This window comes from Luteolibacter ambystomatis, assembly GCF_018137965.1.
Taxonomy (GTDB): Bacteria; Verrucomicrobiota; Verrucomicrobiia; order Verrucomicrobiales; family Akkermansiaceae; genus Luteolibacter; species Luteolibacter ambystomatis.
In genome coordinates this window covers 1209230-1233821 of sequence record NZ_CP073100.1, presented here as the reverse complement: position 1 = coordinate 1233821, position 24592 = coordinate 1209230, and the positions used below count along the sequence as shown (strand labels likewise).

The following is a 24592-nucleotide window of genomic DNA, read 5'->3' as shown; positions in this document are numbered from 1 at the left end:
GAAAAATTCAGCGGCGGCCCGCACCACCCCCGCCTTGGCTGGGGATGACACGGGGACGAGGCGGGCGGACACCGCCGCTGTTGGCGGTATTGGCAGTACCGGTACCCGTGGCGGATGGCCCGCCGGGGAGCCCACCACCCGAATGGGTCACGCCCGGGGCCACTGGAGCTCCGGGATTACCGCTGGGGATAGGATTGTTGACTACGTTTGGAGCACCGGGTGCGCCGGGCACCGCCACGCCACCCGGATTGTTCGGGTTGCCGGGGCCACCCGGGGCTCCGGGATTTTTCGGAGCCACCTGCCTGATGACCAAAAGCTTCTCATCGAAAGAAACCGTGCCGGTCTTCGATCCGCTGGACAACTTGACCGTCGTGGAGCGCGGTTTGCCGTCGCCGGTTTTCACCTCCATGACCTTGAAGTCGGAGGGTTGGTCCGGCAGGATCGTAACGCGGTCGTCCGGCTTCTTTTTGTTCTGGATCACCACCATGTAACCTCCCCGGGGAAGCGGCATCACGGCGCTCAACGCGTAGTCCTCGAAAGGATCATGGATAGGTCCTTGGTCCGGTGGAGGCGGCTTCGTCGTGAACGGCGAATTGGTCCAAAGACGGCTGTAATAGGTGTCCGACCTTTTCTCCACCGGTCCTGCCGCGAAGACGGTGGGGACGCACAGGAGGGACATCAGGAAAATGGAAAGTCGTGATGTTTTCATGGCCTCAAATGTTCGAGGTTGGAGCAACGAACCATTGCTCGATGGTGAGAACGGCTTCGATCCGGGTATCGTCGGAGGTTTCAGGCACCAGCCTGATCTTCGTCACGGCCCGGAACTCACTGGGAATCTGGAGCCGGCCGATCCACTTGTAGAGATTCTCTTCCGTGCCGGAGACTTTGAATTCAACCTTCGCACGGTGGTAATGTTTCTGATTGGTGTCCGTGGGCAACAACTTCTGGGACTTGATCGTCAGCCCGCGGGAAGTCGCCTCACGCTCCACCAGTTGCTGGAGGGCGGATTGCACATCCTGCTCCTCCTGGGGCTTCGGCTCATACTGGGAGAGCCAGTCCATCTCCCCGGCGACCTGATCGCGCATCTCCAAGGCCAGCTTGGCCATGTTGTATTCACTCCGGGCCTTGGCTTCGTCCGCCACCAGCTGGGCGCGGAACTGCTTGATTTTCACAAAGCCCAGAATGTTGATCAGAATGAATCCGCCGATGCCGAGAATGGCGAGCAGGCGCTTTTCGTTGGAGGACATGAGGAAAAATAGCGTGGATCAGGAAAATCGGGCGGTTCCAATCCGGTCGGAACGAAAAAAGAAACCCGCCCGCGAAACGATTTGTCGGTTTATCGGGTGACAAATCAGGGTTTTGTGCCTGTCGCGCCGGGCGCACTGCCGGTGAAATTGAAGGTCCACCCCACTTTGTTGTCCTGGGTGGGCTCCTGGTTCACCCAGGTGAACCCCGCCAATTGATCGCTTTTCCGGAGAGCCAGATCGAACTGCTTGATCGGGGCCGGCTGCTGTCCCTGGCCCCGCAGCTTGATTTCCGTGCCATCGATGTCGGCATCCTTCAAACGAACGCCGCCGTTTCCGGGAATCGCCGTCGCCACCCGGTACATGAGCTCGACGGGCGACTTGTTGATGTCCACCACGGGGGCGAGTTCGTCCCACTTTGCGATGTGCTGCTGGTAGGCCTCGCGCTCCGGCCCCACCTCGCTGGCCGCAGCCCGCAGGCGCTTGATGGTGCGGCTGTCCTTCCAGTAGCTGTAGCCGACCCAGCCGAGACCGCCGAGATAGAGCAGGGCGATCAAAGCCACGGCGGCGATGGTTTGCTGGCGGCGGACCGCCTGCCGGCGCGCCGCACGCACATCCGCGGGCAGCAACTTGCTGTGGGGCTCCGGAAGCACCGGTGCCGGCTTCGGCTGCACGATCACTCCGGGGCCGAACAGGCTGGAAAGCGCGGCGCCATCCGCACCGGCATTCGCGTAGACCACGACCCGTGCCGGATTACAATCCAAGCCTTGGAGGGACAACTGGATCAACGAGAGACGCACCTCCCGGACGAACGATTCATCCGGATTCGGCGCGTCCACAGCCGTGGCCTGGCAGTAAAGCAGCTTCCCGCCCTTCGAGACCGCAAACACCCAGCGGTCGAATTCCTTCCAAACCACCAGGGAATCCCCTTGGTAAGGCAGGGCACGCGCGGAGAGATCGAATTCCTTGGGCCCACGCGGTGGCATTTCACCCTCACCGGGAGGCCGCAGGACCGCGGAAAGCAAAGTGGTCTGATCCCCTTCCTGACTGACGATGAACTGGTCGGTCAATTGTCCGGCCATGGGATCGGGACGCAAGCCCTGCCGCTCGGCATACATGACGGCCATGTCACCGATGAGGGACGGATCCTCGGAAGTCACCTTCAGGGGCAGCGCGGTGATCGCGCGCACCGGGAAAAGCATGGTCAGATCACCCGACGGCAGCCCGGTGATATCCGACGCCCGGGAGGTTCCCGTGGCGGACAGCAAGGTGAACCCTGTGGCGGACGAGCCCGACCAAATTTCCCACCCGGACTCACCGGGGACCAGCATCACGTTGTCGGACTGTTTGCTCACGGAATCACTTCTTCAGATCGTTCTAGAATGGCCGGGCGGCCGGTGCGGTTGCGGAGAATCAAGGAAATCTTGCGGGTGGAGCCTTCGCCATGACCGATGCTCTCGATCCGGACGGTGGAGTCATTGACGGTGAAACGCTGGACGATGTCCGGACGGCCATTGCTATCAACGCCCAGCAAGGCAAGCGCCTCGGAGGCGTTTTGGAAAGGAACATCGTCATCCGTGTAGCGGATGCCATCCGAGCCACGAACCCGCTCCACCACTTGGTCAGCGGTTTCCACCGGCACCTCGGCCGCTGCGGCGATGAGCTCGGCGGATGCTTCGTTCAGGTCCAGAGCGCCACCGCTCCAGATCGTGAACCAATTCCGCCAATCCGGCTTCACCGCTTCCACCCGGTCCATGCCACGCACCAAGCGGACCTCATCAAGACTGTAAAACGGATGATTGAAAGGCTGATTGATACGCCCTTGCTCCAGATACCAGTCCTTCTCGGCACCGTTGAGGGCGACTTCGTCATCACCGTCGATCCAGTCGGACAGGGCATCGCTCACATCCTGGGCTTCTTCCATTTCCAAACCCCAGTCGGTGAACATCTTGCGCAGCAGCGCCTTGTCGTCCCGCAGGATGATGGCGTTGATGTTGAAACGCGCTCCCTCCGAGGTGATTTTGACATCGTAGCCCTCCCCCCCCTCCTCCGTGTGGTGGAGGATGGGATCGCTGGGCTTCACCGCCGGATTGGAAGCAACCGCGACGCCCATCTCGGCAAGTTGTTTCGCCTCGAAGCCATGGATCTTCGCGGCGGCGACATCCATATCAAAGCTCACCACCCGGAGCGCCGCCATGCACGCCAGCCCAAGCACCGCGATCAGCCAGATCACGGCGAGAAGAGCCATACCGCGCGGGCGGCGTCTCTTTGGAATTTGGGAAATCATCTCAACTTACTGAGGAGGAGTCGGTCTTGGAGTTTGCCCGAGCTGACGCATCAGCGTTTCCGGATTCTGTTTCGGCGTGAGCCAGAACACGTGGCGGATTTCCTGGCCATTGGCCCCGAAGGCCACCTTCAACTCAAGCAGCAGCGGCATCCGTCCCTGGATGTCCCAATCGTACTGCCACTCCATGGTCCGGCCGTCCATGACCTGCCATTCGAAGTAGTTCACGTCCTCCAGCAGCACGATTTCCGCGAACGGCTTGTTATCGATGTTGGAACTGGTGGAAGCATTCACCTCCTGGGTGGAGCCCTCGAGAATCTCGTTCTCATAGTAGCGCAGGACGATATTCAGGTAACCATCCCGGCGGCGCACGGTGGAAAGCTGCACCGCCTTGGCGATGCGCTCCTGTCCTCCCCAGGTGAACCCAAGCGGAACATTCTGGAGGGTAAGGTCGGAAAGAATCTGGCTCCCTTCCTCATACTTGAGGTCGAAGCGGGTATTACCCGGCAGGGCGGAAAAACGCCGGCCCAGGAGATCGAAAAATGCCTGATGCAGCATTTCCTCGTTCTGGGACTCCGTCACCGTGTTCGCCAGCATCAGCGACGCTTGGGAAGCACGGAAAACCATGCCGATGACCATGGCCATCAGCATGAGTGCCAGCACCATTTCCAGCATGGTGAAGCCCTTGGCACGGCGGTATGGAGCGGGATGATTCACGGTTGATACATGCGGGAGTACCGCCAGGTGCGGGCGGTTCGCTCCTGCTGTTCGTTGTTCTCGATCCAATGGGCGGTCACGGTGATCAGGTACATTTCCTGCAGGACCTGACCGTCCTGATTCTGAAGCTGGTCCTGCATGGACTCGATCTTGGTGATCACTTCGGTGTCGGATTCCACAAGATTCAGCGACGTGGTGCCTTCCTCCATGGTCGGCCGCGAAACCGCCTCGCTCAGGGCGCTCTCCATGATGCGGGTGATCCGCATCTCACTCTGGGCGAGCTGGGCCACCATTCCCATCTTGCGGATGGCCACGATGAATCCCGTGGCGGCGATCGAAAAAACAGCCAGCGCCAGGATCACCTCAAGCATGAGGAATCCCTTGCGAAGACGGTTTTTTCCGGAACGCGGGTTCATTTGAATTCAGTAGCGGAGTCCGCGATGGACGCCGTCAGGGGATTGAAGGTGTCTTCGATCCAGCTTTCCTCATAAACCAGACGGACGCTGATGGGCTCGCAAAGGCCTTCCGGATCGAATCGCCAGATCTGGGGACGCCGTTCGTCCATGGGCAGCCATTTGTCGCTGGCCCAGCGGCGGACGTTCAGGGTCATGTCGGAATTGACCGGGATCTCATCGTAAACGGGCTGTTGGGCCGCGGCGGATGGGGACGGCTGGTCGTCTTCAGATGGTTTCTCCGCGGAGTGCGACGAGCGGGTTGATCCGCGGCTGGAGGAAAGCGAGTCCTCCACTCCGGTGGTCTCCGCCAGAGGCATCAGGCGGATTTTCCCCGGCATGAACACGATCGCATACGGCTTCTGCTGGAGCAGGGCGATGGTGCGGGCGCGCTTCGCCATCACTTCGATATCCACGGAGGCCCGCCGGAGTTGGCGCTCCGAAGAGCTGTACACCATCATGGCCACCGCACCGCCGATGACCATGGCGACGATGGCCAGCACCATGACGATTTCGAGCAAGGTGAAGCCATCGCGCGGCGAACGAACGGGCCGTCCGAAACGATCAGTCTTGGTTGCTGATATCATCTTCCGTGCCTTCAACGCCGTCCGGCCCCTTGCTGATGATCTCAAATTCCGCCGGCTTCTTGCGGCCCGGGAACTTGTAACCATACTGGTTTCTCCAGGGATCGAGCGGCACCTGATCGAGGCTCTTCGCCCAGCGCTTCGCGCTCGCGGGGCGGGTCACCAAGGCTTGGAAACCCTCACCCGTCGATGGATAACTGCCAGCGTTGATCTTGTACATTTCCAAGGAGGACTGGAGCGACTTCATGTCGGCGTCCACCTGGGTGATCTTGGCCTGGGTACCGATACCCTTCATCGCGAAGATCGCGCCGCCGAGGATCATGGCGATGATTCCGAGCACGATGACCATTTCGAGCAGGGTGAAGCCGCGGCGGGCCGCGGAACGGAGTGTGCGGGTGGTTTTCATTCTTTGAAATAGACGGGCTGTGGGCCGTGCGGCGTCAGCCTTACAGTGATGAAAACGCCGTGCGATGGAAAAGTTGCCGGTAAAAGTTACATGCGCGTCAGGAAAGTTCCCGGGAAATCCTTGCAAGGCCGCCCGGATTTTCCCACCCCTGTGGCCCGCAAATCTCATCCCATGAACAAGGTTCTCCTCATCGGCGCCGGGGGCGTCGGCAGCGTCGTCGCCCACAAATGCGCCATGGTTCCCTCGGTTTTCGGGGAAATCACCCTCGCCTCCCGCACCAAATCGAAGTGCGACGCCATCGCCGCAGAGGTGAAAAAGCGCACCGGCCGGGACATCGCCACCGCCCAGGTGGACGCGGATGATCCGAAGCAGACCGCCGAGCTGATCCGGAAGACCGGCGCCACCTTGGTCGTCAACGTCGCCCTGCCCTACCAGGACCTGACCATCATGGAAGCCTGCCTCGATGCCGGGGTGGACTACCTGGACACTGCCAACTACGAGCCGAAGGACGTCGCCAAGTTCGAATACTCCTGGCAGTGGGCGCTCCAGGACAAGTGGCTGGCCGCGGGCCGCTCCGCCCTGCTCGGCTCCGGCTTCGACCCCGGCGTGACCAACGTTTTCACCGCCTGGGCGCTGAAGCATCACTTCGACGAGATCCACACCCTGGACATCATCGACGTGAACGGCGGCAACCATGGCAAGGCCTTCGCCACCAATTTCAACCCGGAGATCAACATCCGCGAGGTGACCGCCGAGTGCCGTCACTGGGAGGACGGCGAATTCGTCGAAACCGCCCCGATGTCGAAGCACCAGGCCTTCACCTGCCCGCAGGGTGTCGGCACCTATGAGATCTACCGCATGTACCACGAGGAGCTGGAGTCCCTCGTGAAGCACATCCCCACCATCAAGCGCGCCCAGTTCTGGATGTCCTTCTCGCCGAACTACCTCAAGCACCTCGAAGTGCTCCAGAACGTCGGCATGACCCGCATCGACCCGGTCGTTTACCAGGGCGTGGAAATCATCCCGCTTCAGTTCCTCAAGGCGGTCCTTCCGGACCCCGGCGAGCTCGGCCAGACCACCAAGGGCAAGACCTGCATCGGCAACGTCATCACCGGCGTGAAGGACGGCCAGCCGAAGGCGATCTACATCTACAACATCTGCGACCACGAGGCCTGCTTCGCCGAAGTCGGCTCCCAGGCCATCTCCTACACCACCGGCGTCCCGGCGATGATCGGCGCGAAGCAGATGCTGGAAGGCAACTGGCGCAAGCCGGGTGTCTGGAACATGGAGCAGTACGATCCGGATGCCTTCATGGCGGATCTGAATCAACACGGCCTGCCGTGGCAGTTCATCGAGCTGACACAAGAGCAGGCGGCGGCGTTCCAGGTGGCGTAATCGTCACTCTTTCTGGAAGGCGCGGCTCTCATCGCGGGAGTCGCGCTTTTCCTTTTACGGGGTTTAAAGCGGGTCTAACGTGCGCGCGTGTCCGCCGCCTACGTCATCTCCCTGCCCGCGCTCGAGCGCAATGCGCGCATTCTCCGCGAAACCGCCGATGCCGCGGGCTGCAAGCTGGTGCTCGCATTGAAGGGCTTTTCCTGCTGGAAGGCCTTCGACGCAATCCGCCCCTACCTCGATGGCTGCTGCGCCTCCGGCCTGTGGGAGGGATTGCTGGCTCGCGACTACTTCGGGAAGCATGTGGTAACCTACTCACCCGGCTACACGGAGGATGACATCCGTGAGTTGTGCGAGTTCACGGATCACCTCGATTTCAATTCGCTGTCGCAGTGGTTCCGCTTCCGCGAAATCGTGATGGCGCACCCGCGCTTCAAGAGCGGTGATCTGCTCTGCGGCCTGCGGGTGAATCCACAGTGCTCCACCGGCAGCACCCCGCTCTACGATCCTTGCGTGGCGGGCTCGCGCCTCGGCATCACGGCGGACCAATTAGAGGGCGTGGACCTGACCGGACTCTCCGGCCTGCATTTCCACACGCTCTGCGAACAGAACTCGGACGATCTGGAAAAGACCCTCGTCGCGGTGGAAGAAAAGTTCGGCCACCTGCTGCGCTCAAAACAGTTCACGTATCTCAACATGGGCGGAGGCCATTGGATCACCAAGCCCTTCTACGACCGCGCCCTGCTCGTCCGTCTGGTGCAGGAAACCAAGGCCAGATACGGCGTCGAGGTCTGGCTGGAACCTGGTGAGGCTGCTGCGATCCACACCGGGGTGCTGCGCTCGACCGTGCTGGATGTCTTCGAATCCGCCGGTCACAAACTCGCCATTCTCGACATCTCCGCCACCGCGCACATGCCGGATGTGTTGGAAATGCCCTATCGTCCGGATGTCTATCTGGTGGACCGCCACGAACCACCGGTGGAGGTGGAGTCACAACCGGCCGTCACCTTTGAAGGCGAGTTCTATCACCCCGCCGATGAACCGTCCGCCGATCCCGGCGTGCGCGATCCTCAGGCGGCATTCGTCTATCGCATCGGCGGCCCCACCTGTCTGGCGGGGGATGTCACCGGCGATTTCGCATTCCACCGTCCGCTGGCGATCGGCGATGTCATCGTCTTTGATGACATGGCGCACTACACGATGGTGAAGACGACGACCTTCAACGGCGTGAAGCATCCCGCAATCGTGCTGCAAAAGGCCGATGGAACCTTGGAGACGATCCGGGAGTTCGGCTACGCGGATTTCCGGGATCGGTTGGCCTGAACGCATACGATCATGAGCTCGAATCTTCTGAACTATCTTGTGGGTGCCTTGGGCCTTGTTTCAGCGACCATCCAAGTAACAGCCACCATCCTCCTGATGAAGGAGCGCATGGGTGCTGTTTGGATGATGTTCGTTGGAGCGATCGTCGGAGGCTTGCTCGCTCTCTACATTCTCTTCGGCTCCCGACTGCTGCCTTCATCCGAAAACATCGACTTGCTCGTCCGAGCGGTTTCGTGGATGGGGTGGATGTCCTTCACCTTGGGATTACTCTGGTACTCTCTCAAGCGGCGCGCCATGGCAAACCGGATCGAAGAACTGGAAGCGATCCTCCGCGCGCATACCCAGCAGCAAGCTGGCGCTCGTTCGGCCGATCCGTGCTGAACACCTGAAAGAATCGTAGCCGGAGTCGCTAGACTCCGGGCCGGGTGGACTCACCCGCATGCCTGATGCTCGGTCATCAGCCTCCCGGAGCATGTTCAAGCACCGGGAGGAAATCATCTCCACCCAGGCGCAAGTTGGGAACTTACGCTCCTTCAACTCACACTCCCCGTCGCCAGCACCGGCTGCATGTGGGACTCGGAAACGAGCGAGATCATGAGGTTGTTCACCATGACCGCCTTCTGGGCCTGGTCGAGATTGACGATGCCGTCGCTTTCCAGCTTCCGCAGGGCGACTTCCACCATCCCGACCGCGCCATCCACGATGAGCTGGCGGGCGGCGATCACGGCGGCGGCCTGCTGGCGGCGCAGCATCGCCTGGGCGATCTCCGGGCTGTAGGCGAGATGGGAAAGCTGGGCCTCCATGATTTCGATGCCAGCGGCACCCACGCGATCCTGGAGTTCCTTCTGCATCGTGGTCCCCACCTGCTCCGGGGATCCACGCAGGGATAGCTCCCCTGCCTGATGCGGCTCATACGGAAAATGGCTCGCCAGATGGCGCAGCGCGGTCTCGCACTGGATGTTGATGAAGGCCTGGTAGTTCTCCACGTCGAAGAACGCCTTCGCCGTGTCCACCACCCGCCAGACGATCACGCAGGCGATCTCGATCGGATTGCCATGGGCGTCGTTCACCTTGAGCTGAGGGCTCTGGAAATTGCTCACCTTGAGCGAAATGGAGCTCTTGCTGGCGAAGGGATTGGCGAACCAGAAGCCCGGCTCACGGACAGTGCCGGTGTATTTGCCGAAAAACGTCAGCACCTTGCCCTCGTTCGGGGAAACGATGAAAAGCCCCTTCAGCCAGAGGATCACCACGGGGACGATCAGGACCATCAGGAACGGGGCTTCCCGCAGGATCACCAGATGCTTGCCGGTCGCCACGGTGGCCCCGATGGCGGCGATCAGCAGGAGGAATGGCAGCAGCCCTTGGACACAGATGGCCTTTCGTTCGGTCATGGCATCCTTCTCCGTGAAAATCCCTGCTGGGACAAGCCTTCGGTGAAATTCCCGCCTCATCGCGAGTTCCCCTTTATTTTCCCGGAAAATGGCGTTTTCCTCCCGCCATGGTTCCTCCGACCGACACCGCCGAGAAAACCGCCAAGCGCAAGGCTGCCAAGGATTGGTCTCCCGCCAAGTCCGCCGAACTCTATGGCATCGAAAACTGGGGACACGGATTCTTCGGCGTCAACAAACATGGCGACGTGACGGTGAACCTCACCGACGACAACGGCACGGCGGACATCTCGCTTCATGAGGTGATCGAAGGCCTGCGCGACCGCGGCACCCACCTGCCCGTCCTCCTCCGCTTCCGCGACCTGCTGCACAACCGCATCGCGGAAATCAACAGCTCCTTCCGCAAGGCGATCAAGGACGTGGGCTTCAAGGGCAGCTACCGCGGTGTCTATCCGATCAAGGTCAACCAGCAGCGCCAGGTCATCGAGGAAATCGCCGAATTCGGAAAGCAGTTCCACTACGGTCTCGAAGCCGGCTCGAAGCCCGAACTGATCGCCGCGCTCGCCCACATGCACGACCCGGAAGCCTATCTGGTCTGTAACGGCTACAAGGACGAGGAATTCATCGACCTCGCGCTCAATGCCCAGAAGATGGGTCTGCGTGTGATGCTCGTACTCGAAATGCCCTCCGAGCTGGACCTGATCCTCGAGCGTTCCCGCAAGCTCGGCATTCTGCCGAACCTCGGCGTGCGCGTGCGCCTCTCCACCCGCGGCTCCGGCCACTGGAGTGAAAGCGCCGGCGACAAGTCCGTGTTCGGTCTCAGCGCCGCCCAGGTCATCGAGGCCGTGGACCGCCTGAAGGACTCCGGCTACCTCGGCTGCCTGAAGATGCTGCACTACCATCAGGGCAGCCAGATCCCGAACATCGCCGCCATCCGTGAAGGCGCGACCGAGGCCACCCGCATGTACTGCGACCTGATCAAGGAAGGCGCGCCGATGGGCGTACTCGACATCGGCGGCGGCATGGCGGTCGACTACGACGGTTCCCACACCAATTTCCACTCCTCCTGCAACTACTCGGTGCAGGAATACTGCGCCGACGTTGTGGAAACCATCGCCCAAATCTGCGACAAGGCCGGCGTGGCCCACCCGAACCTGATCTCGGAGTCCGGCCGCGCGGTGGTGTCCTACTACTCGGTGCTCGTCTTCAATATCCTCGATGTCACCAGCGCCCAGACCACCGACAAGGCTCCCGCTGTTCCGGAAAACGCGCCGCAGAACCTCCTCAACCTGATCGAGGTCAACAAGGTGCTCGCCAAGAAGAACCTCCAGGAGTGCTTCAATGACGCCGTCTACTACCGCGACCAGATGCGCGCCCAGTTCTTCTACGGTGCCGCCACCCTGCGCGAGCGAGGCCTGGCCGAAGCCTGGTTCTGGCACATCCTCACCAAGATCTCGAAGCTCCTCAACGATCTCGACGAAGTGCCGGAGGACCTCCGCGAGCTTTCCTCCACACTGGTCGACTACTACTACGGCAACTTCAGTTTGTTCCAGTCGCTGCCCGACTCCTGGGCGATCGAGCAGATCTTCCCGGTGATGCCGATCCACCGCCTCGACGAGCGTCCGCTGAACCGCGCGGTGCTCGCGGACATCACCTGCGACTGCGATGGCAAGATCGACCGCTTCATCGACAAGGAGGACGTCGCCAAGATCCTGCCGCTCCACGACTTCAAGCCGGACGAGCCCTACTACGTCGCCGTCTTCCTCGTCGGCGCGTATCAGGAAACCCTTGGTGACCTCCACAACCTGCTCGGCGACACCAATGTCGTCGGCGTGCATCTGGAGAACGGCAAGCCGGTCTACACCCACGAGGTGGAGGGCGATACCGTGGCGGACGTGCTGACCTACGTGGAATACGACCCGAAGGAACTGGTGACGAAGTTCCGCAACTTCGCGGAGAAAGCGGTCGTTGAAGGCCGCATCTCGCCGAAGGAACGCCGTGAGATCCTCGACATCTACCGCACGGGGCTCGGCGGTTATACCTACTTCGAGAGCTGATGCGGATCGAAGCGCTCGATCACCTCGTGCTCACCGTGCGCGACATCCCGCGCACGGTGGCCTTTTACGAGCAGGTCATGGGCATGGAGGCGCGGACGTTCGGCACAGGCCGGACCGCGCTTCACTTCGGCCGGCAGAAGATCAATCTTCACGATGCGGCGTCACCCATCGAACCGCACGCCGCCGCACCCACACCCGGCTCCGCGGATCTTTGCTTCCTAACAGACCGCCCGATCGCGGACGTGGTGTGTGATCTGATGGATCACAACGTACCGATCCTCGAAGGTCCGGTGCCACGCACAGGAGCGGGAGGCCCCATCCTCTCGGTTTATTTCCGCGATCCGGACGGAAACCTGATCGAGGTGAGCGAGCCGGTTTGAACGCGAGGAATCTCCGTCACTTGCTTTCCTCCGGATCAAGATAGGCGGCGCTGTAGGCCTTGCCGATCAGTACGTGGCTCGGTCCATAGACCCGGATCCCCCACCCCGCGTATTCACGGCCGCTGGCTTCCACCTTCTTGACGTTCTTCTTCGGCTTGCCATTGGGCTTGGTGCCGCCGCCTTCGTAGTGCTGCTGGTTGGATTTGAAATCCTCGATGGGAGTTTCAAGCGTCACACTGCCTTTCGACAACGCGGTGGCGAGATTCAGCTCCTTCTCCACCACCATCTTGTCGGTCTTCAGGTCCCGGGCGTAGAAGATGCAAGTCACCTGCAAGGGCCCGGGATCTTTCGGACTCAGTGATGTCAGTTCGATCCGCAGCTTCTTTTCCTGAACCTGCTTGCCCTTCTTGCCATCCGTATCAAGACCGGTACCGACAATGCGGCCCTCCACCTTCAAAGGCAACGGAGCCAGGTCGGCCAACACGGATTGACAGACGCAACAACCGGCCACGGCGGCGGATAGGAGCCCTCGGATCATGGAGATGCAACCTCGTTGCCACGACAAAGTTGCACCCCTTCCGCCTTTCAGGCGGATGCGGCATCCACCGCATGGAGTCGCTCCGCCGCGCGGCGGGCGTCCATGTCCTGTGGGATGCACTCGGCACCCAACGGCAGCGGCAAGCCGAGCTCCCGCACCACCCGGAAGACCTCACCGTAGTTCACCTCGCCGGTCGAGGGCTCATGGCGGTCCGGGCTATCGGCGAACTGGACGTAGCCGATCCACTTCGCTCCCTTGCGGAGGTTGTCGATCAGATTGCCCTCGGTCCGCTGCATGTGGAAGAGATCCCAGTTGAGCTTCACATGCTCCGAGCCGATCGCCTCGCAGAGCGCGATGCCGTCCGCGCTGCCGTAGAGGCAGTGGTCAGGATGGTTGTAGGGGTTCATCGGTTCCAGGATCACGGTCTTGCCGGACTTCTCCAGCACCGGCACCGCGGCCTTGAGCTTCTCCACCACCGCGGCGTGCATCTGCTCCTTCGTCAGGCCCGGAACATTGTCGCCGCAGACCACGGTCATCAGGTCGCAGCCCGGCAGGATCTTCGCCGCTTCGCAGGATGCTTCGATTTCGGCGACGAACTTCTCCACCGGAAACGACGGATCGTTGATCTCCTTGCCGAAGCCCCAGGCGGTGAACTGGGTGGCGGTCATGCCATGCTTCGCCAATACGGCAGCCCCGGCGTGCAAATCCTTGTCCTTCCACGTCCACAGTTCGATGGCCGGGAATCCGAGTGCGACGGACTGTTCGATGCGGGAGACGAAGTCGCCCTCGAACCACATTTCGATGTTCACGGCGATGGGTGTGTGCGGCGTGCGGCCGGGCAATGGAGCGGACATGCACGGAGATTGGGCGAGAACCTGTGGCGCGGCCAGCGTGAAGGGGTTAGAAATAGAAAGTCATACCTGAGAATGACGTCAGGTTGACTTGGTTCCGAAACGTTTCCTAATAGCCAACCAACGCCCGCTGATCCGGCGGCACCCCCGTCATGGACCAGTATCAACTTCTCCCCCGCCTCACCTTCCGCCAGTTGGAGGTTCTGCGGATCGTTTACCGGGAGCGCTCCTTTGCGAATGCGGCCCTGGACCTCCACAGCACACGCGGAAACATCAAGCGGATGTGCGTGGAGTTGGAGCAGGTCCTGGGCGGCGTTCTCTTTGAAAACGATGAAGCCGGAACGCTGAATCCCACGCCCTTCGCCCATGCGATGCAGGCCCAGATGGGGCCGCTGGCCCGCAGCGTGCGGAAACTGGAGGATGCCGTGGCGATCATGCACCAGACCGGCCGCGTGTTGCGCCTGGCCGCAACGCCGGAGCTTTTCGAAAGCGGCTGGTTCACCGGCTTCCTGCGGCGCTTCCGCACCCACTGCTCGTTCCGTGTCTGCTGCCTGATGCTGGACGACCGGCGCTTTCGTACGGCCCTGCTCAATGCCGAGTGTGACGTTTTCCTCGGCTGCGGCATGACGCCATCCGACAAGCTCGACATCGTTGATCTCGGTGCGGTGCCGTGGAAAGTCCTCGGGCACGACGGCGAGGTCCAGCTTGCGATGCCCTCCCAGCTCGGCGAACACGCCTGGAAGGTGGAGGACAACGGAGATCCGGAAGCCATGACACTCCTGTTGGACGCGTTCCAGGAAGCCGGAGCCGGACGAGGCACCTTGCTGACACCATCCGTCGCCAGAAGCTGGCTGGAAAAACCCGCCACCATTCCGGCAGGCACCCTGCTTCTCACTCCGGATACCCACACCGACCACCAGGGCTCCCACGTCTGGCCCTCGCATCGCTACGGTGCCTTCCTCCGCCGGAATCATCCGTATTCCGAATTGAAAACCCTTCTCGAATCCGCCGCCCATGGAATTTGAACTCCGCAGCCTGCTGGTCTTCCGCCACCTCGCCGGATGCGGCAGCTTCAGCGAAACCGCGAAGCACTGGGGCATCTCCCAGCCGGCGGTGAGCCTCACCATCTCCAAGCTGGAAAGCGCGATCGGGCTGGTCCTCTTCGAACGTTCACCCACCGGAGCGAAACTCACCGCCGACGGCCATGCCTTCATGCCGCGCGCCGATGAGGTCTGCCAGTGCTATGCCGGACTCATCGACGGCCTGCGCACCTGGAACCGCCGCGAAACAAAGGAAGTCCTGCTCGCCTGCGATGGCACCTCCATCGGCCGCACCCTGATCGCCGACCTCGCGGCCGGCAGGGTGCCGAACCTGTCCACCAAAGTTGTGACCTGCGATCTGCAGGACCGCTGGGGTGCCGCGCTGGAAACCAACCGCTTCGATCTCGCGCTCTCCGGCCGGTTCCTGCGCGCGGGTCTGGATTCCAATATCCAGGAAGCCGTGCTGCTGCGGGAACGCGGCATCACCGTGGCGTGGAATCCCACTTTCCATTCCTTCGACACCCACCAATTCAGCTTCCCGGAGATCCTCAAGTCCACGGTGCTGCTGCCGAGCGTGAAGGTGGTGGCGGGCTTCTACGAATTCTTCCTGCGCTGGTGCCATGAGGCCTACGGCACCCAGCCCGCCCACACCATGGCCTTCGATACCGAGGAGGCCGCTGCCTCCGCCTGCAAGGCCGGCCTGGGCGTGATGCTGGCCCCCGGGGACCTGATTCCCCGTCTCGGCGATGAGGCGCGGCACTACGAAAGCGTCCGCACCTTCGAGTTCCTTCTTCCCCAGGCCTTCACCTACGGCATCTACTGCCGTGCGGAGGAAGCCTCGAAGGATGTGCTGGCCACCGCTGCCGCCATCTCCAGCCACCTTGCGAGGCGCGGGTTGCTGGCTCGTTGATGTGTCCTAATAGCCCTATAACCGGATGGTGTCCGCCACCTCTCGTGGTGAAAATTCCATTGCGGCACAATGACTCCGCTGTCCAACACGTCACTGGTTCGCCCCCAGAGGGAGGAGAAACACGAACCCGGACGGCCGAGGCCGACCGTTCGTGACGACAGTGCCGGCAGCCGGATTTCCCCACGGCTGCCGGCCAGCGTCGGACCGCCTTACTCGGCGTGATCGCAGGTGCAGGCATACTCCGGATGCTTGCACTCGGAGCACTCGGCAAGATTCGCGCCGAACTTCTCGGTTACGGACTTGCCATCGGCGGTCGCCTTGATCTGGATCACCACCGGCACGTTCTTGCCCTCCGGCAGCGGCTTGTCGGAGATGTAGGAGTTGCCGTCCTTGGTGAAAGTCAGCTTGGTCGGGCTGGAACGATCCCCGGAGGTGACGGTGATCTGGGCGCCCTCCTGCACAGTGGCCTTGCCTTCCGCATCGAGGAAGGTGATGCGCACCTTCTTGTCCGGCGTGACCAGGAACTCGGCGTGGGGTTCCACGTTCTTGAGGACGCGTCCTCCATTCGGACCAGCCTTGCCGGCAGAGCCGTGGGCATGGAGCGGTGCGGCGAAGAGTCCGGCCATCAGGCCGGTGAGGATCAGGATGTGTTTCATAATGATATTGGTTTGATTCGGGTTATACGATGAGAGGTTTGTTCAACGGGCCGCGGCCGCATCGAGAGCGAGCGCACGGCGTGCGGCCTTGCGGCCAAAGAGCCAGAAGACCGCCGGTGTGACGGCCATATCGAGCAAGGTGGAGGAGACAAGACCGCCGGTGATGACGACCGCCACTGGATGCAGCATTTCCTTGCCGGGTTGATCCGCGGCCATGACCAGCGGGATCAGGCCGATGCCGGCTGAAAGCGCGGTCATGAAGACCGGCACCATCCGTTCCAGCGTACCGCGCTCGATCATCTGCCGCGTGAACTCCTCGCCCTCATGGCGCATGAGATGGAGGTAGTGCGAGATCATCATGATCCCGTTGCGCGCGGCCACGCCGCCCACCGCGATGAAGCCGACCAGCGTGGCGATGCTGATGTTGTCGATCATGTACCACGTGAAGGCCAGCCCTCCCATCAGCGCGAGCGGGATGTTCAGCATCACCTGGAGCGCCAGCGGGAAGCTGCGGAAGTAGCCGAAAAGCAGGAACACGATGACCACCAGCACCACCGCCGAGAGGATGGCGATGCGTTGGGAAGCCTCGCGCTGCGCCTCGAACTCGCCCTCTATGCTCATGAAGTAGCCTTCCGGCAACTTCACCTGCTCCGCGACCTTCTGCTGGAGCGTCCCCACCACAGTGCCGACGTCACGGACGGTCGGCTTGATCGCGACCACAAAGCGGCGCTGGTTCTTCTCGCGCTGGATCACGTTCGGCCCCTTCGCTTCCTGCACGTGGGCGACCAGGCCGAGCGGCACGCGCATGCCACCTTCGGTTTCCACCGCCAAGGTTGCCAGTTTCTCCGGCTTGTCGCGGAGTTTCTCCGGCAGGCGCACGACGAGATCGATCGCCCGCTGGCCGTCGCGCAGCTCCGCGACCTGTTCGCCACCGAGATAGGTGGCAAGCTGGTCGTTGAGATCGCCCGGGGTGATCGAGTAGGCGAAGGCACGATCGCGATCCGGCTCGATGCGGATCTGTGGAATCGTGGACTGCGCATCCAGCTTCGCATCCTCGAAGCCCGGGATCGTCTTCGCGATCGTCTGCACCTGCGTACCGATGCGGCGGAGTTCATCCAGGTCCGGCCCGTAGATTTTCACCGCCACAGGCGCGGAGACACCGCTGAGCATGTGCCCGATGCGGTCTGCCAGCGGTCCTGTGAGCACGCTGAAGGTACCCGGCACGGTGCGGATGGTCTTGCGGATTTCCTCCAGGATCTCGCCACGACTGCGACCGCTTTCCGACGAGCGGAAATCGATGTCGAACTCCGCGGTCGAGACCGGAACCACGTGGTCGCCACGCTCGGCACGCCCCACCCGGCGGCCCACTTTGGAAACCTCCGGAATCGCGGTGAGCTTCCGCTCGATCACATCCGCCACCTGGTTCATCTGCTCCAGCGAAGTACCCGGAGCGGTGGTGGTGGAAACGAGGGCGGTCTCTTCCTTGAACGCAGGCAGGAAGTCCTTGCCCATCGTCGGGTAAAGCAGGAACGCCCCCGCCATCAGCGCGCCGGTGATGGCGAGCAGGATATACGGTTGGTCGAGTGCGAATTTCAGCAACGTCTTCCGTAACACCCATTTCATCGCACGGGTGAGATGACCATCCTCATGCGCCTTGCCTTCCTTCGGCCTCAGCAGCAGCGAGCACAGCACCGGAATGGTGGTCAGCGAGACCACGAAGGACGCAGCCATGCTGACGATCGTGGCGATGGCGATGGGCGAGAACAAACGGCCTTCCACACCGCTCAATCCAAGCAGCGGCAGGAACACCATCACGATCAGCACGGTCGCGTAAAAGATGCTGTTCCGCACCTCTCCCGAAGCTTTTGCGATCACGCTGAGTCGCGGCAGAGGTTCGCTTCGAGCCGCGTTTTCCTTGAGACGTCGGAACACGTTCTCCACATCCACGATGGCATCATCCACCACCATCCCGATCGCCACGGCGAGTCCGCCGAGCGTCATGCTGTTCACGCTGATGTCCGCCAGTTTGAAGATCAGCAGGGTGATCGCGAACGACATCGGCATCGCCATCAAGGTGATGAAGGTCGTCCGGAAATTCAGCAGGAACAGGAACAGCACGATAGCCACCATGATCGCACCCTCGACGATCGCGTCCTTGAGGTTGCCCACCGCGTGGTCGATGAAGTCAGCCTGACGGAACAACGGCTCCGCTTCCACGCCTTTCGGCAGCGCGGGCTTGAGTTCCGCCAGCGCCTTCTCGATCTCCTTGGTCAACGTGATCGTATCGAAGCCGGGTGACTTCGTGATGCTCATGATTACGCCGCGGGTGTTGTTGATACTGGCATCGCCACGCATCGGCTCGATGTCCCACGCGACATCCGCCACATCGCGGATGCTCACCGGGCGGTCGCTCACGCGCTTGATCACCGTCGCACCGATGGCATTCGGATCGATGGTCATCGCGAGATTGCGGATCAGGATTTCCCGCGAGCCGGAGTTCACGAAGCCGCCGGTGGTATTGCCCGCAGCCTTTTCAGCAGCCGCCTTCAATTCCTCCAGCGTCACGCCATGAGCCTGCATCTTCGCCGGGTCCGGCTGGACCTGGAGCTGCTGGATGCCGCCACCCATGTTCAGCACCTCGGCCACACCGGGGATGCCCTGGAGACGCTTCTTGATGGTCCAGTCCGCCACCGTGCGCACGTCACGCGGCGCGAGATAGCCGTCCTGGCCTTCGTCAATCGTCGAGCGCACGCCCACCAACAGGATCTCTCCCATCAGCGAGGCCACCGGAGTGAGAAACGGTTCGCTATCCTTCGGCAAACTGGAGCGGACACCTTGCAAGCGCTCCTGCACCAGCGTGCGGGCGCGATAGACATCGGTGCCCCAGGAGAACTCCGCATATACCAGTGACAGCGAGACATCGGAATTCGAGCGCAGGCGGGTGATGCCGCCCACACCGGAAAGCGCGGATTCGATCGGCTGGGTGACGCGGGATTCCACCTCCTCCGGCGCGAGTCCTGGAGCTTCCGTCAGCACGACCACGGTCGGTTTGGTCAGGTCTGGCAGCACCTCCACCGGCAACTGGGTCGCGGTGCGAACACCGAGCACCATCACCAGCAAGGCCACCCCGAGGATGATCGCCCGGTTCGCCAGGGAAAATCGGATGAGTTTGTCGAGCATGGCTCAGGTGGCTTCCGGAGTTTCAGGGTTCAGCGGACGACGCTTCGCCATCGACACGATCACCAGCAGCACGAACAGGATCGCGGTAGTGGCCATGAAGAAGCGCGTCATTATCGGCGAGGGCGCAGCATGGTCGTCACCATGCCCGCCGCCTGCCTCCGTCTTCTTCTGGTCGGCGGTCTTTTCCGATCCATCCGCGTTGTGTTCGTGGCCGTGCGCGGCATCGAGCGCCTCCTTCAGCGAAGGCCCGGAACCACCGGCGAAACCAAGCGCATACGAGCCGGTCGTCACCACCTCATCGCCCGGGAACAGGCCGCCGAGGATTTCCACGAAGCGGTCGTTCATCTGGCCGATGCGCACCGGCACCTTGCGGAAGGCGTTGGGAAGATCGAAGTCCTTCACATACACCACGCGGCTGGCGGGATCGCCTTGAAGGGCCTCGCGGGGAACGCTGATGACATTCTCGCGCTTAGAGAGCACCACGGAGAACTCGGTGCGCATCCCGGGACGCATCCGCAGGCCGGGATTCGGCACGCGGAAGATCGCGTCGATGGTGCCGCTTTCACGGTCGGCGGAAGTACCGAAGCGCAGCAGCGTGCCATCCAGTGGATCACTACCGAGCGCGGCCACCCGGATGTGCGCCTGGGTGGCGCCGGGCTTGAGCTTGCCCGCGATGTGTTCGGGCACGCGCGCTACGGCGAGCACTTCTGTTAGATCGGAGATGTCGAGCAACTCCTTTTCCGGCTCCACCGGTTCACCGAGGCGCACATGCGCGGAACTGACGAGTCCCGCGATGGGCGACTTCAGTTCGACCGATGGCGGCGGATCGCCCGGCTGACGGCTTTCAACCTTCACCAGCGGCTGGCCCGCGGTGACCACATCGCCTTCGAAGACTTTCATCTCCAGAATGCGACCGGCGATGCGGCTGCTGAGCACGGCATGATTGCTTGGGATCTCCTCGATGCGACCGAGCGCGAACGCGGTTTCCTCGAAGGTGGTTTCGGAAGTCTCCACCGTTTCGATGCCGAGGTTCTTCACACCGGCCTCATCGAGAATGACGGGCGGCGTATCAGCGGCGAGGACGGTGCAGGCGGATAAAAGGGTAATGAGAAAAGGTTTCATGGATCAGCGTTGGTTGATCGCGGCTTCGTAGCGCACGCGCGCGAGGTGGAAGTCACGGAGCGCGTCGAGACGGGACGACGCGAGTTGCAGGCGTTGTTCGCGAGCCTTGAGGACGACCTGGAGTTCGCCCTGGCCGTTGCGCCACGTTTGTTCGGCCAGGTCAGCCTGACGGTCGGCGAGCGGTAGCAGCTCGGTGCGCACCTCACGCTCCAGCTTCGCCCACTCGGCCATCTCGGCGCGCGCGGCCTCGGCTTCGTTGCGGATATTGCGGTCGAGCGCGGTCACTTCGAGCTGCTTGCGCTTCAGCTTCGCCTGAGCCGCCTCGATATTGCCGGAGTTGTCGTTCCAGAATGGCAGCGGAATGCTGAACTGGACGCCGACCATTCCCTCGCTTTCCGCACCACCGGGTTCATCGATGCGGCGTCCGGCACTGCCGAACACGCCCACCTCGACATCCTCGTATTTCTTCGACCGTTCCAGATCGACCTCCAGCGAAGCGGCATCCGCCTCGACCTTGGCCGCCTGCATGTCCGGACGCCGGGACGAGCCCGCACCCGACTCCGGAATCCGGATCGGCGGCAAGTCTCCGCTCGGCAGCAGCTTCGCAGACGGACTCATGCCGAGCAGTGGCTTCAACGCGCCGATGGCGGCGGCCTCCGCCGCATCGAGCTGGCGGATCTCGGTCGCCAGCTTGGCCGCCTCCAGTTTCGCCTGACCGGCATCAAGACGTGAGCCTTCCCCCTTCTCGGCGGCTTGGTCGATGAAATCGGCCAGTTTGCCGGAAACCGCAGCTTGCTCGCGCAACAATTCGCGCTGGCGGCGGATTGCGAGAATCTTCACCAGTTCTTCGCGGCCCTCGGCGACCAGCTTGCGCTCGACATCGCGGACCTCGGCTTCGGCGGCCTTCAGTTCCTTCACCGAGATTTCCTTCTCAAAGCGCAGCCGGTCCGTGACCGGAAAACTCTGGGTGATCCCGATCTTCACGCTACCCTCGCTGCTGCGGGTGTTGTGTTCCAACTCGCCTTGAAGACGCGGATTCTCCCGCCTGCCGGCCTGCTTCATGCGCCCGAGAGCCTCACCGATCCGCTGCCTCGCAGCATTCAGATCCGGGTTCTGCGTGCGCACCCGGTCCGCAACCGAGGCCAGCGTGACTACGAGTCCGCCGGATTCGGCGGCCACCAATCGCAGCGGCCACGACATGGCCAATGCGATCACCAACAAATATTTGAAACTCATGATTTGATGAAATAAATCCACGAAATCCGCCCAACCGGGACGGAAGGATACCGGAAATCCGGCGATGGGACGCGACGGTCCTCAAAGACTCGTCACGGGGAAAACAAGCGGCCGGTCACCGATCACGGTACGGACGGGCCACCGCTCCGGCAGGCGGAGCGTTTTCCGGGTCAAACCAAGGGCGGCTTGTCGAGCGGCATCACCGGGCCATCCGGCGGACTCTCATTGCCACCACGCAGGCTGGAGGAAAAAGCGGTCGGCGGGAAAAGCGTGGCTTCCCCCACATCGATCGACACCCAGGCAGGCACATGGCAGCACGCACCGTGGTGGTGGTGTTCATGATCGTGCTGATAAGGCGGGCAGTCCTTGGTGTGCTCGGTCAAGGCGGCTTTATCCGAGCCGGCTGCCTCACAACATTCCGTTCCATGCCCGGCGGATTCACAGCAACCGAACTGTGCTCCGGACGCACGCAGGCCGAGACCTGCGAACAGGCCGATCAGCAACAGGGCGCGGAGCCATTGGAACATCGGCGGGAACCAAGCATCCAATGCCTCGCGTGGCAAGCAAAAGCTCTCTCCGTTCATAGCCGTCACCAAAACCATTCATCCCTCCCCCTTTCGTTGGATGCATTCTAACCTTGGCCACCGTGCGGGTGCCGCCCACACTCCGGCCATGCCATCTCCGGATGCCCTCCGCGCCGCCGTGCGGGATGTCGTGGACTTCCCGAAGCCCGGCATCGTGTTCAAGGACATCACCCCGATCCTCGCCAACGGCCCGCTGTTCCGGGACGCCATCACGCTGTTGTGCAACCCTGCGGCGGACCAGCGGATCGACAAGATCGTTGGCATCGATGCCCGTGGCTTCATCTTCGCCGCCGCGGTGGCGGACCGTCTCGGGGTGGGCTTCGTCCCGATCCGCAAGAAGGGCAAGCTGCCATGGAAGACCCGCCAGACTTCCTACTCGCTGGAGTACGGCGAGTCCGTGGTGGAACTCCACGAGGACGCCGTCATTCCCGGTGAACGCGTGATGCTGGTGGATGATCTGCTCGCCACCGGTGGCACCGCTGCCGCCGCCCTCCAGCTCCTCACGGAACTGGGTGCGGAGATCGTGTCCGTTTCCTTTCTCATCGAGCTCTCGTTCCTTCACGGCCGCGACAAGCTCGGTTCCCATCCGATTCGTTCGATCCTCTCCTACTAACCACACCTTTCCCTCATTCCTACCATGTCCTGGACCCGCTACTGCCAATCCGTCATCCGCTATCCGCAATTCGGCTTCTCGATCGACCTCTCCCGCATGGATGTCGACGACGCCTTCCTAGCTGAAATGCAGCCGAAGATCGCGAAGGCCTTCACCGACATCGCCGCTCTCGAAGCCGGGAAGATCGTGAACCCGGACGAGCAACGCATGGTCGGCCACTACTGGCTCCGCAATGCCAGCCTCGCCCCGACCGAAGAGCTTCGCAAGGCCGTCACCGAGCCGCTTGCCGCGCTCAAGGATTTCGCGGAAAAGGTCCACACCGGCCAGATCACCTCTCCCGGCGGTGGCACCTTCAAGCAGATCCTGCTCATCGGCATCGGCGGTTCCGCGCTCGGTCCGCAGCTCGTCAACGATGCCATCGGCCACAACTCCAAGCTGCCGATCTTCTTCTTCGACAACACCGATCCGGCCGGCATGGACCGCGTGATCTCCGACCTCAAGGAAGTGGGTCTCGGCCGCACGCTGGTGCTGGTAATCTCCAAGTCCGGCGGCACCGCCGAAACCCGCAACGGCATGCTCGAAGCCAAGGCCGCCTACGAGGCCGCCGGTCTCCAGTTCGGCCCGCACGCCGTCGCCGTCACCGGCGAAGGCTCGAAGCTCGACAAGTATGCCATCGACCAGAAGTTCATCACCCGCTTCCCGATGGAAGACTGGGTCGGCGGCCGCACCTCGGTGATGTCCACCGTGGGTCTCGTGCCAGCCGCCCTGCAGGGCATCGACATCGATTCCTTCCTCGCCGGTGCCGCCGCGATGGATGTGGAAACCCGCAAGACCGATGCGAAGACGAACGCCGCCATGCAGCTCGCTCTCGCCTGGTATCACGCCGGCAATGGCAAGGGCGAAAAGGACATGGTCGTCCTGCCCTACAAGGACTCTCTGGTACTATTCTCCAAGTATCTCCAGCAGCTCGTGATGGAGTCGCTGGGCAAGGAACTCGACCTCGACGGCAAGAAGGTCAACCAGGGCATCGCCGTCTATGGCAACAAGGGTTCCACCGACCAGCACGCCTACGTGCAGCAGCTCCGCGACGGCGTACATAATTTCTTCACCACCTTCATCGAGGTCCGCAAGGGTCGCAATGGCGAGGGCATCGAGGTCGAGCCGTCCACCAGTTCCGCAGATTACCTGCAGGGCTTCCTGCGCGGCACCCGCAAGGCGCTGTATGAGTCCGGCCGCAAGTCCGTGACCATCTCCATCCCGGAGGTCACTCCGTTCCAGCTCGGCGTACTCATCGGTCTCTTCGAGCGCACGGTGTCCTTCTACGCCTCGCTGGTGAACATCAACGCCTACCACCAACCGGGTGTGGAAGCCGGCAAGAAAGCCGCCACCACCTTCCTGGAACTGCTCAATGCCGTCCGCGGCAAGATCATCGCGGATGCCCGCACCGCCCCGGAGGTCGCCACCGAGCTCGACGCCGATCCGGAGGACGTCTATCACTGCCTGACCCATCTGGCTGCCAACGGCGAGGTCCAGATCGCTCTCGGCAAGGATCCTGCCGGGGACACGTTCTCGCTCTGAAGAGCCGCCCTTTTGATCCAAGGAGGTGCTCCAACCGGGGCACCTCTTTTTCATTTT

25 protein-coding genes are annotated in these 24592 nt (G+C 62.2%); 9 read left to right on the top strand and 16 right to left on the bottom strand.

Going from position 1 to position 24592, the window contains the following annotated elements:
• Nucleotides 1-7 precede the first annotated feature (7 nt).
• The 8 genes from KBB96_RS04780 to gspG form a co-directional block, all read right to left on the bottom strand.
• The gene (locus KBB96_RS04780; protein WP_211632909.1) at nucleotides 8-709 is read right to left on the bottom strand and encodes a hypothetical protein; all 702 of its coding nucleotides are present in this window, start codon (nucleotides 707-709) and stop codon (nucleotides 8-10) included.
• Between the two features lie 4 nt (nucleotides 710-713).
• Complete coding sequence (locus KBB96_RS04775) at nucleotides 714-1247, bottom strand: hypothetical protein (RefSeq protein WP_211632907.1); 534 nt, start codon at nucleotides 1245-1247, stop codon at nucleotides 714-716.
• Between the two features lie 104 nt (nucleotides 1248-1351).
• Nucleotides 1352-2599, bottom strand: coding sequence for a hypothetical protein (locus KBB96_RS04770; protein WP_211632905.1), 1248 nt, complete (start codon nucleotides 2597-2599; stop codon nucleotides 1352-1354).
• Nucleotides 2596-3492, bottom strand: a complete 897-nt coding sequence (locus KBB96_RS04765) for a type II secretion system minor pseudopilin (RefSeq protein ID WP_211632903.1) — start codon at nucleotides 3490-3492, stop codon at nucleotides 2596-2598. Before KBB96_RS04765 ends, KBB96_RS04770 begins: the two co-directional genes overlap by 4 nt.
• A gap of 45 nt (nucleotides 3493-3537) precedes the next feature.
• Nucleotides 3538-4245: a PulJ/GspJ family protein gene (locus tag KBB96_RS04760; protein WP_211632901.1), complete on the bottom strand. Its 708-nt coding sequence runs from the start codon at nucleotides 4243-4245 to the stop codon at nucleotides 3538-3540.
• A complete protein-coding gene (locus KBB96_RS04755) occupies nucleotides 4242-4616 on the bottom strand; it encodes a hypothetical protein (protein ID WP_211632899.1) in 375 nt (124 codons plus the stop codon). Before KBB96_RS04755 ends, KBB96_RS04760 begins: the two co-directional genes overlap by 4 nt.
• Before the next feature lie 41 nt (nucleotides 4617-4657).
• A complete protein-coding gene (locus KBB96_RS04750; RefSeq protein WP_226373644.1) occupies nucleotides 4658-5284 on the bottom strand; it encodes a pilus assembly FimT family protein in 627 nt (208 codons plus the stop codon).
• On the bottom strand, nucleotides 5262-5687 hold the full coding sequence (gene gspG / locus KBB96_RS04745) for a type II secretion system major pseudopilin GspG (protein ID WP_211632894.1): 426 nt from the start codon (nucleotides 5685-5687) through the stop codon (nucleotides 5262-5264). Before gspG ends, KBB96_RS04750 begins: the two co-directional genes overlap by 23 nt.
• Nucleotides 5688-5858: 171 nt before the next feature.
• On the opposite strand from gspG, the gene KBB96_RS04740 reads away from it, so the two are divergent.
• The 3 genes from KBB96_RS04740 (at nucleotide 5859) to KBB96_RS04730 (ending at nucleotide 8783) form a co-directional block, all read left to right on the top strand.
• On the top strand, nucleotides 5859-7082 hold the full coding sequence (locus KBB96_RS04740) for a saccharopine dehydrogenase family protein (RefSeq protein ID WP_211632891.1): 1224 nt from the start codon (nucleotides 5859-5861) through the stop codon (nucleotides 7080-7082).
• An 87-nt stretch (nucleotides 7083-7169) separates the two neighbouring features.
• Nucleotides 7170-8402: a carboxynorspermidine decarboxylase gene (nspC, locus tag KBB96_RS04735; protein ID WP_211632889.1), complete on the top strand. Its 1233-nt coding sequence runs from the start codon at nucleotides 7170-7172 to the stop codon at nucleotides 8400-8402.
• Between the two features lie 12 nt (nucleotides 8403-8414).
• On the top strand, nucleotides 8415-8783 hold the full coding sequence (locus KBB96_RS04730; RefSeq protein ID WP_211632888.1) for a hypothetical protein: 369 nt from the start codon (nucleotides 8415-8417) through the stop codon (nucleotides 8781-8783).
• Nucleotides 8784-8935: 152 nt separating this feature from the next.
• Here KBB96_RS04730 and KBB96_RS04725 read toward each other — a convergent pair whose 3' ends face one another.
• Nucleotides 8936-9793 carry an SPFH domain-containing protein gene (locus KBB96_RS04725; protein ID WP_211632886.1) on the bottom strand — a complete coding sequence of 286 codons (858 nt, stop codon included), beginning with the start codon at nucleotides 9791-9793 and terminating at the stop codon, nucleotides 8936-8938.
• A gap of 107 nt (nucleotides 9794-9900) precedes the next feature.
• Between KBB96_RS04725 and speA the strand changes: the two genes are divergently transcribed.
• Both speA and KBB96_RS04715 read left to right on the top strand, forming a co-directional pair.
• A complete protein-coding gene (speA, locus tag KBB96_RS04720) occupies nucleotides 9901-11847 on the top strand; it encodes a biosynthetic arginine decarboxylase (RefSeq protein ID WP_211632884.1) in 1947 nt (648 codons plus the stop codon).
• A complete protein-coding gene (locus tag KBB96_RS04715) occupies nucleotides 11844-12227 on the top strand; it encodes a VOC family protein (RefSeq protein WP_345779484.1) in 384 nt (127 codons plus the stop codon). Before speA ends, KBB96_RS04715 begins: the two co-directional genes overlap by 4 nt.
• Before the next feature lie 16 nt (nucleotides 12228-12243).
• Here KBB96_RS04715 and KBB96_RS04710 read toward each other — a convergent pair whose 3' ends face one another.
• Entirely contained in the window at nucleotides 12244-12765 is a 522-nt protein-coding gene (locus tag KBB96_RS04710; RefSeq protein ID WP_211632879.1) for a hypothetical protein, read from the bottom strand.
• A gap of 47 nt (nucleotides 12766-12812) precedes the next feature.
• Nucleotides 12813-13619 (bottom strand): TIM barrel protein, encoded by an 807-nt coding sequence (locus KBB96_RS04705; RefSeq protein WP_211632877.1) that lies wholly within the window; start codon nucleotides 13617-13619, stop codon nucleotides 12813-12815.
• Between the two features lie 149 nt (nucleotides 13620-13768).
• Here KBB96_RS04705 and KBB96_RS04700 point away from each other — a divergent pair, with 149 nt between their 5' ends.
• Both KBB96_RS04700 and KBB96_RS04695 read left to right on the top strand, forming a co-directional pair.
• On the top strand, nucleotides 13769-14641 hold the full coding sequence (locus KBB96_RS04700) for a LysR family transcriptional regulator (RefSeq protein ID WP_211632874.1): 873 nt from the start codon (nucleotides 13769-13771) through the stop codon (nucleotides 14639-14641).
• Nucleotides 14631-15566 carry a LysR family transcriptional regulator gene (locus KBB96_RS04695; RefSeq protein WP_211632872.1) on the top strand — a complete coding sequence of 312 codons (936 nt, stop codon included), beginning with the start codon at nucleotides 14631-14633 and terminating at the stop codon, nucleotides 15564-15566. The genes KBB96_RS04700 and KBB96_RS04695 overlap by 11 nt, the downstream gene beginning before the upstream one ends.
• 209 nt (nucleotides 15567-15775) lie before the next feature.
• On the opposite strand, the gene KBB96_RS04690 is transcribed toward KBB96_RS04695, so the two are convergent.
• From KBB96_RS04690 to KBB96_RS04670, 5 genes are all read right to left on the bottom strand, one after another.
• Nucleotides 15776-16222, bottom strand: coding sequence for a hypothetical protein (locus KBB96_RS04690; protein ID WP_211632871.1), 447 nt, complete (start codon nucleotides 16220-16222; stop codon nucleotides 15776-15778).
• A gap of 42 nt (nucleotides 16223-16264) precedes the next feature.
• Complete coding sequence (locus KBB96_RS04685) at nucleotides 16265-19402, bottom strand: efflux RND transporter permease subunit (protein ID WP_211632867.1); 3138 nt, start codon at nucleotides 19400-19402, stop codon at nucleotides 16265-16267.
• 3 nt (nucleotides 19403-19405) lie between these two features.
• Nucleotides 19406-20524 carry an efflux RND transporter periplasmic adaptor subunit gene (locus KBB96_RS04680; protein WP_211632864.1) on the bottom strand — a complete coding sequence of 373 codons (1119 nt, stop codon included), beginning with the start codon at nucleotides 20522-20524 and terminating at the stop codon, nucleotides 19406-19408.
• Between the two features lie 3 nt (nucleotides 20525-20527).
• The gene (locus KBB96_RS04675) at nucleotides 20528-21760 is read right to left on the bottom strand and encodes a TolC family protein (RefSeq protein ID WP_211632861.1); all 1233 of its coding nucleotides are present in this window, start codon (nucleotides 21758-21760) and stop codon (nucleotides 20528-20530) included.
• A 170-nt stretch (nucleotides 21761-21930) separates the two neighbouring features.
• Nucleotides 21931-22287 carry a hypothetical protein gene (locus tag KBB96_RS04670; RefSeq protein WP_211632858.1) on the bottom strand — a complete coding sequence of 119 codons (357 nt, stop codon included), beginning with the start codon at nucleotides 22285-22287 and terminating at the stop codon, nucleotides 21931-21933.
• Nucleotides 22288-22432: 145 nt separating this feature from the next.
• Between KBB96_RS04670 and KBB96_RS04665 the strand changes: the two genes are divergently transcribed.
• Both KBB96_RS04665 and KBB96_RS04660 read left to right on the top strand, forming a co-directional pair.
• A complete protein-coding gene (locus tag KBB96_RS04665; RefSeq protein WP_211634618.1) occupies nucleotides 22433-22957 on the top strand; it encodes an adenine phosphoribosyltransferase in 525 nt (174 codons plus the stop codon).
• Nucleotides 22958-22981: 24 nt separating this feature from the next.
• The gene (locus KBB96_RS04660; RefSeq protein WP_211632855.1) at nucleotides 22982-24535 is read left to right on the top strand and encodes a glucose-6-phosphate isomerase; all 1554 of its coding nucleotides are present in this window, start codon (nucleotides 22982-22984) and stop codon (nucleotides 24533-24535) included.
• Nucleotides 24536-24592 lie beyond the last annotated feature (57 nt).

Excerpts from the sequence above, each read along its gene's own strand:
- KBB96_RS04710 (WP_211632879.1), bottom strand. The coding sequence starts at position 12,765 with ATGATCCGAGGGCTCCTATCCGCCGCCGTGGCCGGTTGTTGCGTCTGT.
- KBB96_RS04685 (WP_211632867.1), bottom strand. The coding sequence starts at position 19,402 with ATGCTCGACAAACTCATCCGATTTTCCCTGGCGAACCGGGCGATCATC.
- KBB96_RS04730 (WP_211632888.1), top strand. The coding sequence starts at position 8,415 with ATGAGCTCGAATCTTCTGAACTATCTTGTGGGTGCCTTGGGCCTTGTT.
- KBB96_RS04755 (WP_211632899.1), bottom strand. The coding sequence starts at position 4,616 with ATGCTTGAGGTGATCCTGGCGCTGGCTGTTTTTTCGATCGCCGCCACG.
- KBB96_RS04780 (WP_211632909.1), bottom strand. The coding sequence starts at position 709 with ATGAAAACATCACGACTTTCCATTTTCCTGATGTCCCTCCTGTGCGTC.
- KBB96_RS04670 (WP_211632858.1), bottom strand. The coding sequence starts at position 22,287 with ATGTTCCAATGGCTCCGCGCCCTGTTGCTGATCGGCCTGTTCGCAGGT.
- KBB96_RS04665 (WP_211634618.1), top strand. The coding sequence starts at position 22,433 with ATGCCATCTCCGGATGCCCTCCGCGCCGCCGTGCGGGATGTCGTGGAC.
- KBB96_RS04740 (WP_211632891.1), top strand. The coding sequence starts at position 5,859 with ATGAACAAGGTTCTCCTCATCGGCGCCGGGGGCGTCGGCAGCGTCGTC.
- KBB96_RS04750 (WP_226373644.1), bottom strand. The coding sequence starts at position 5,284 with ATGATATCAGCAACCAAGACTGATCGTTTCGGACGGCCCGTTCGTTCG.
- KBB96_RS04775 (WP_211632907.1), bottom strand. The coding sequence starts at position 1,247 with ATGTCCTCCAACGAAAAGCGCCTGCTCGCCATTCTCGGCATCGGCGGA.
- gspG (WP_211632894.1), bottom strand. The coding sequence starts at position 5,687 with ATGAAAACCACCCGCACACTCCGTTCCGCGGCCCGCCGCGGCTTCACC.
- KBB96_RS04765 (WP_211632903.1), bottom strand. The coding sequence starts at position 3,492 with ATGGCTCTTCTCGCCGTGATCTGGCTGATCGCGGTGCTTGGGCTGGCG.
- KBB96_RS04690 (WP_211632871.1), bottom strand. The coding sequence starts at position 16,222 with ATGAAACACATCCTGATCCTCACCGGCCTGATGGCCGGACTCTTCGCC.
- KBB96_RS04675 (WP_211632861.1), bottom strand. The coding sequence starts at position 21,760 with ATGAGTTTCAAATATTTGTTGGTGATCGCATTGGCCATGTCGTGGCCG.
- KBB96_RS04680 (WP_211632864.1), bottom strand. The coding sequence starts at position 20,524 with ATGAAACCTTTTCTCATTACCCTTTTATCCGCCTGCACCGTCCTCGCC.
- speA (WP_211632884.1), top strand. The coding sequence starts at position 9,901 with ATGGTTCCTCCGACCGACACCGCCGAGAAAACCGCCAAGCGCAAGGCT.
- KBB96_RS04705 (WP_211632877.1), bottom strand. The coding sequence starts at position 13,619 with ATGTCCGCTCCATTGCCCGGCCGCACGCCGCACACACCCATCGCCGTG.
- KBB96_RS04700 (WP_211632874.1), top strand. The coding sequence starts at position 13,769 with ATGGACCAGTATCAACTTCTCCCCCGCCTCACCTTCCGCCAGTTGGAG.
- KBB96_RS04725 (WP_211632886.1), bottom strand. The coding sequence starts at position 9,793 with ATGACCGAACGAAAGGCCATCTGTGTCCAAGGGCTGCTGCCATTCCTC.
- KBB96_RS04695 (WP_211632872.1), top strand. The coding sequence starts at position 14,631 with ATGGAATTTGAACTCCGCAGCCTGCTGGTCTTCCGCCACCTCGCCGGA.
- KBB96_RS04660 (WP_211632855.1), top strand. The coding sequence starts at position 22,982 with ATGTCCTGGACCCGCTACTGCCAATCCGTCATCCGCTATCCGCAATTC.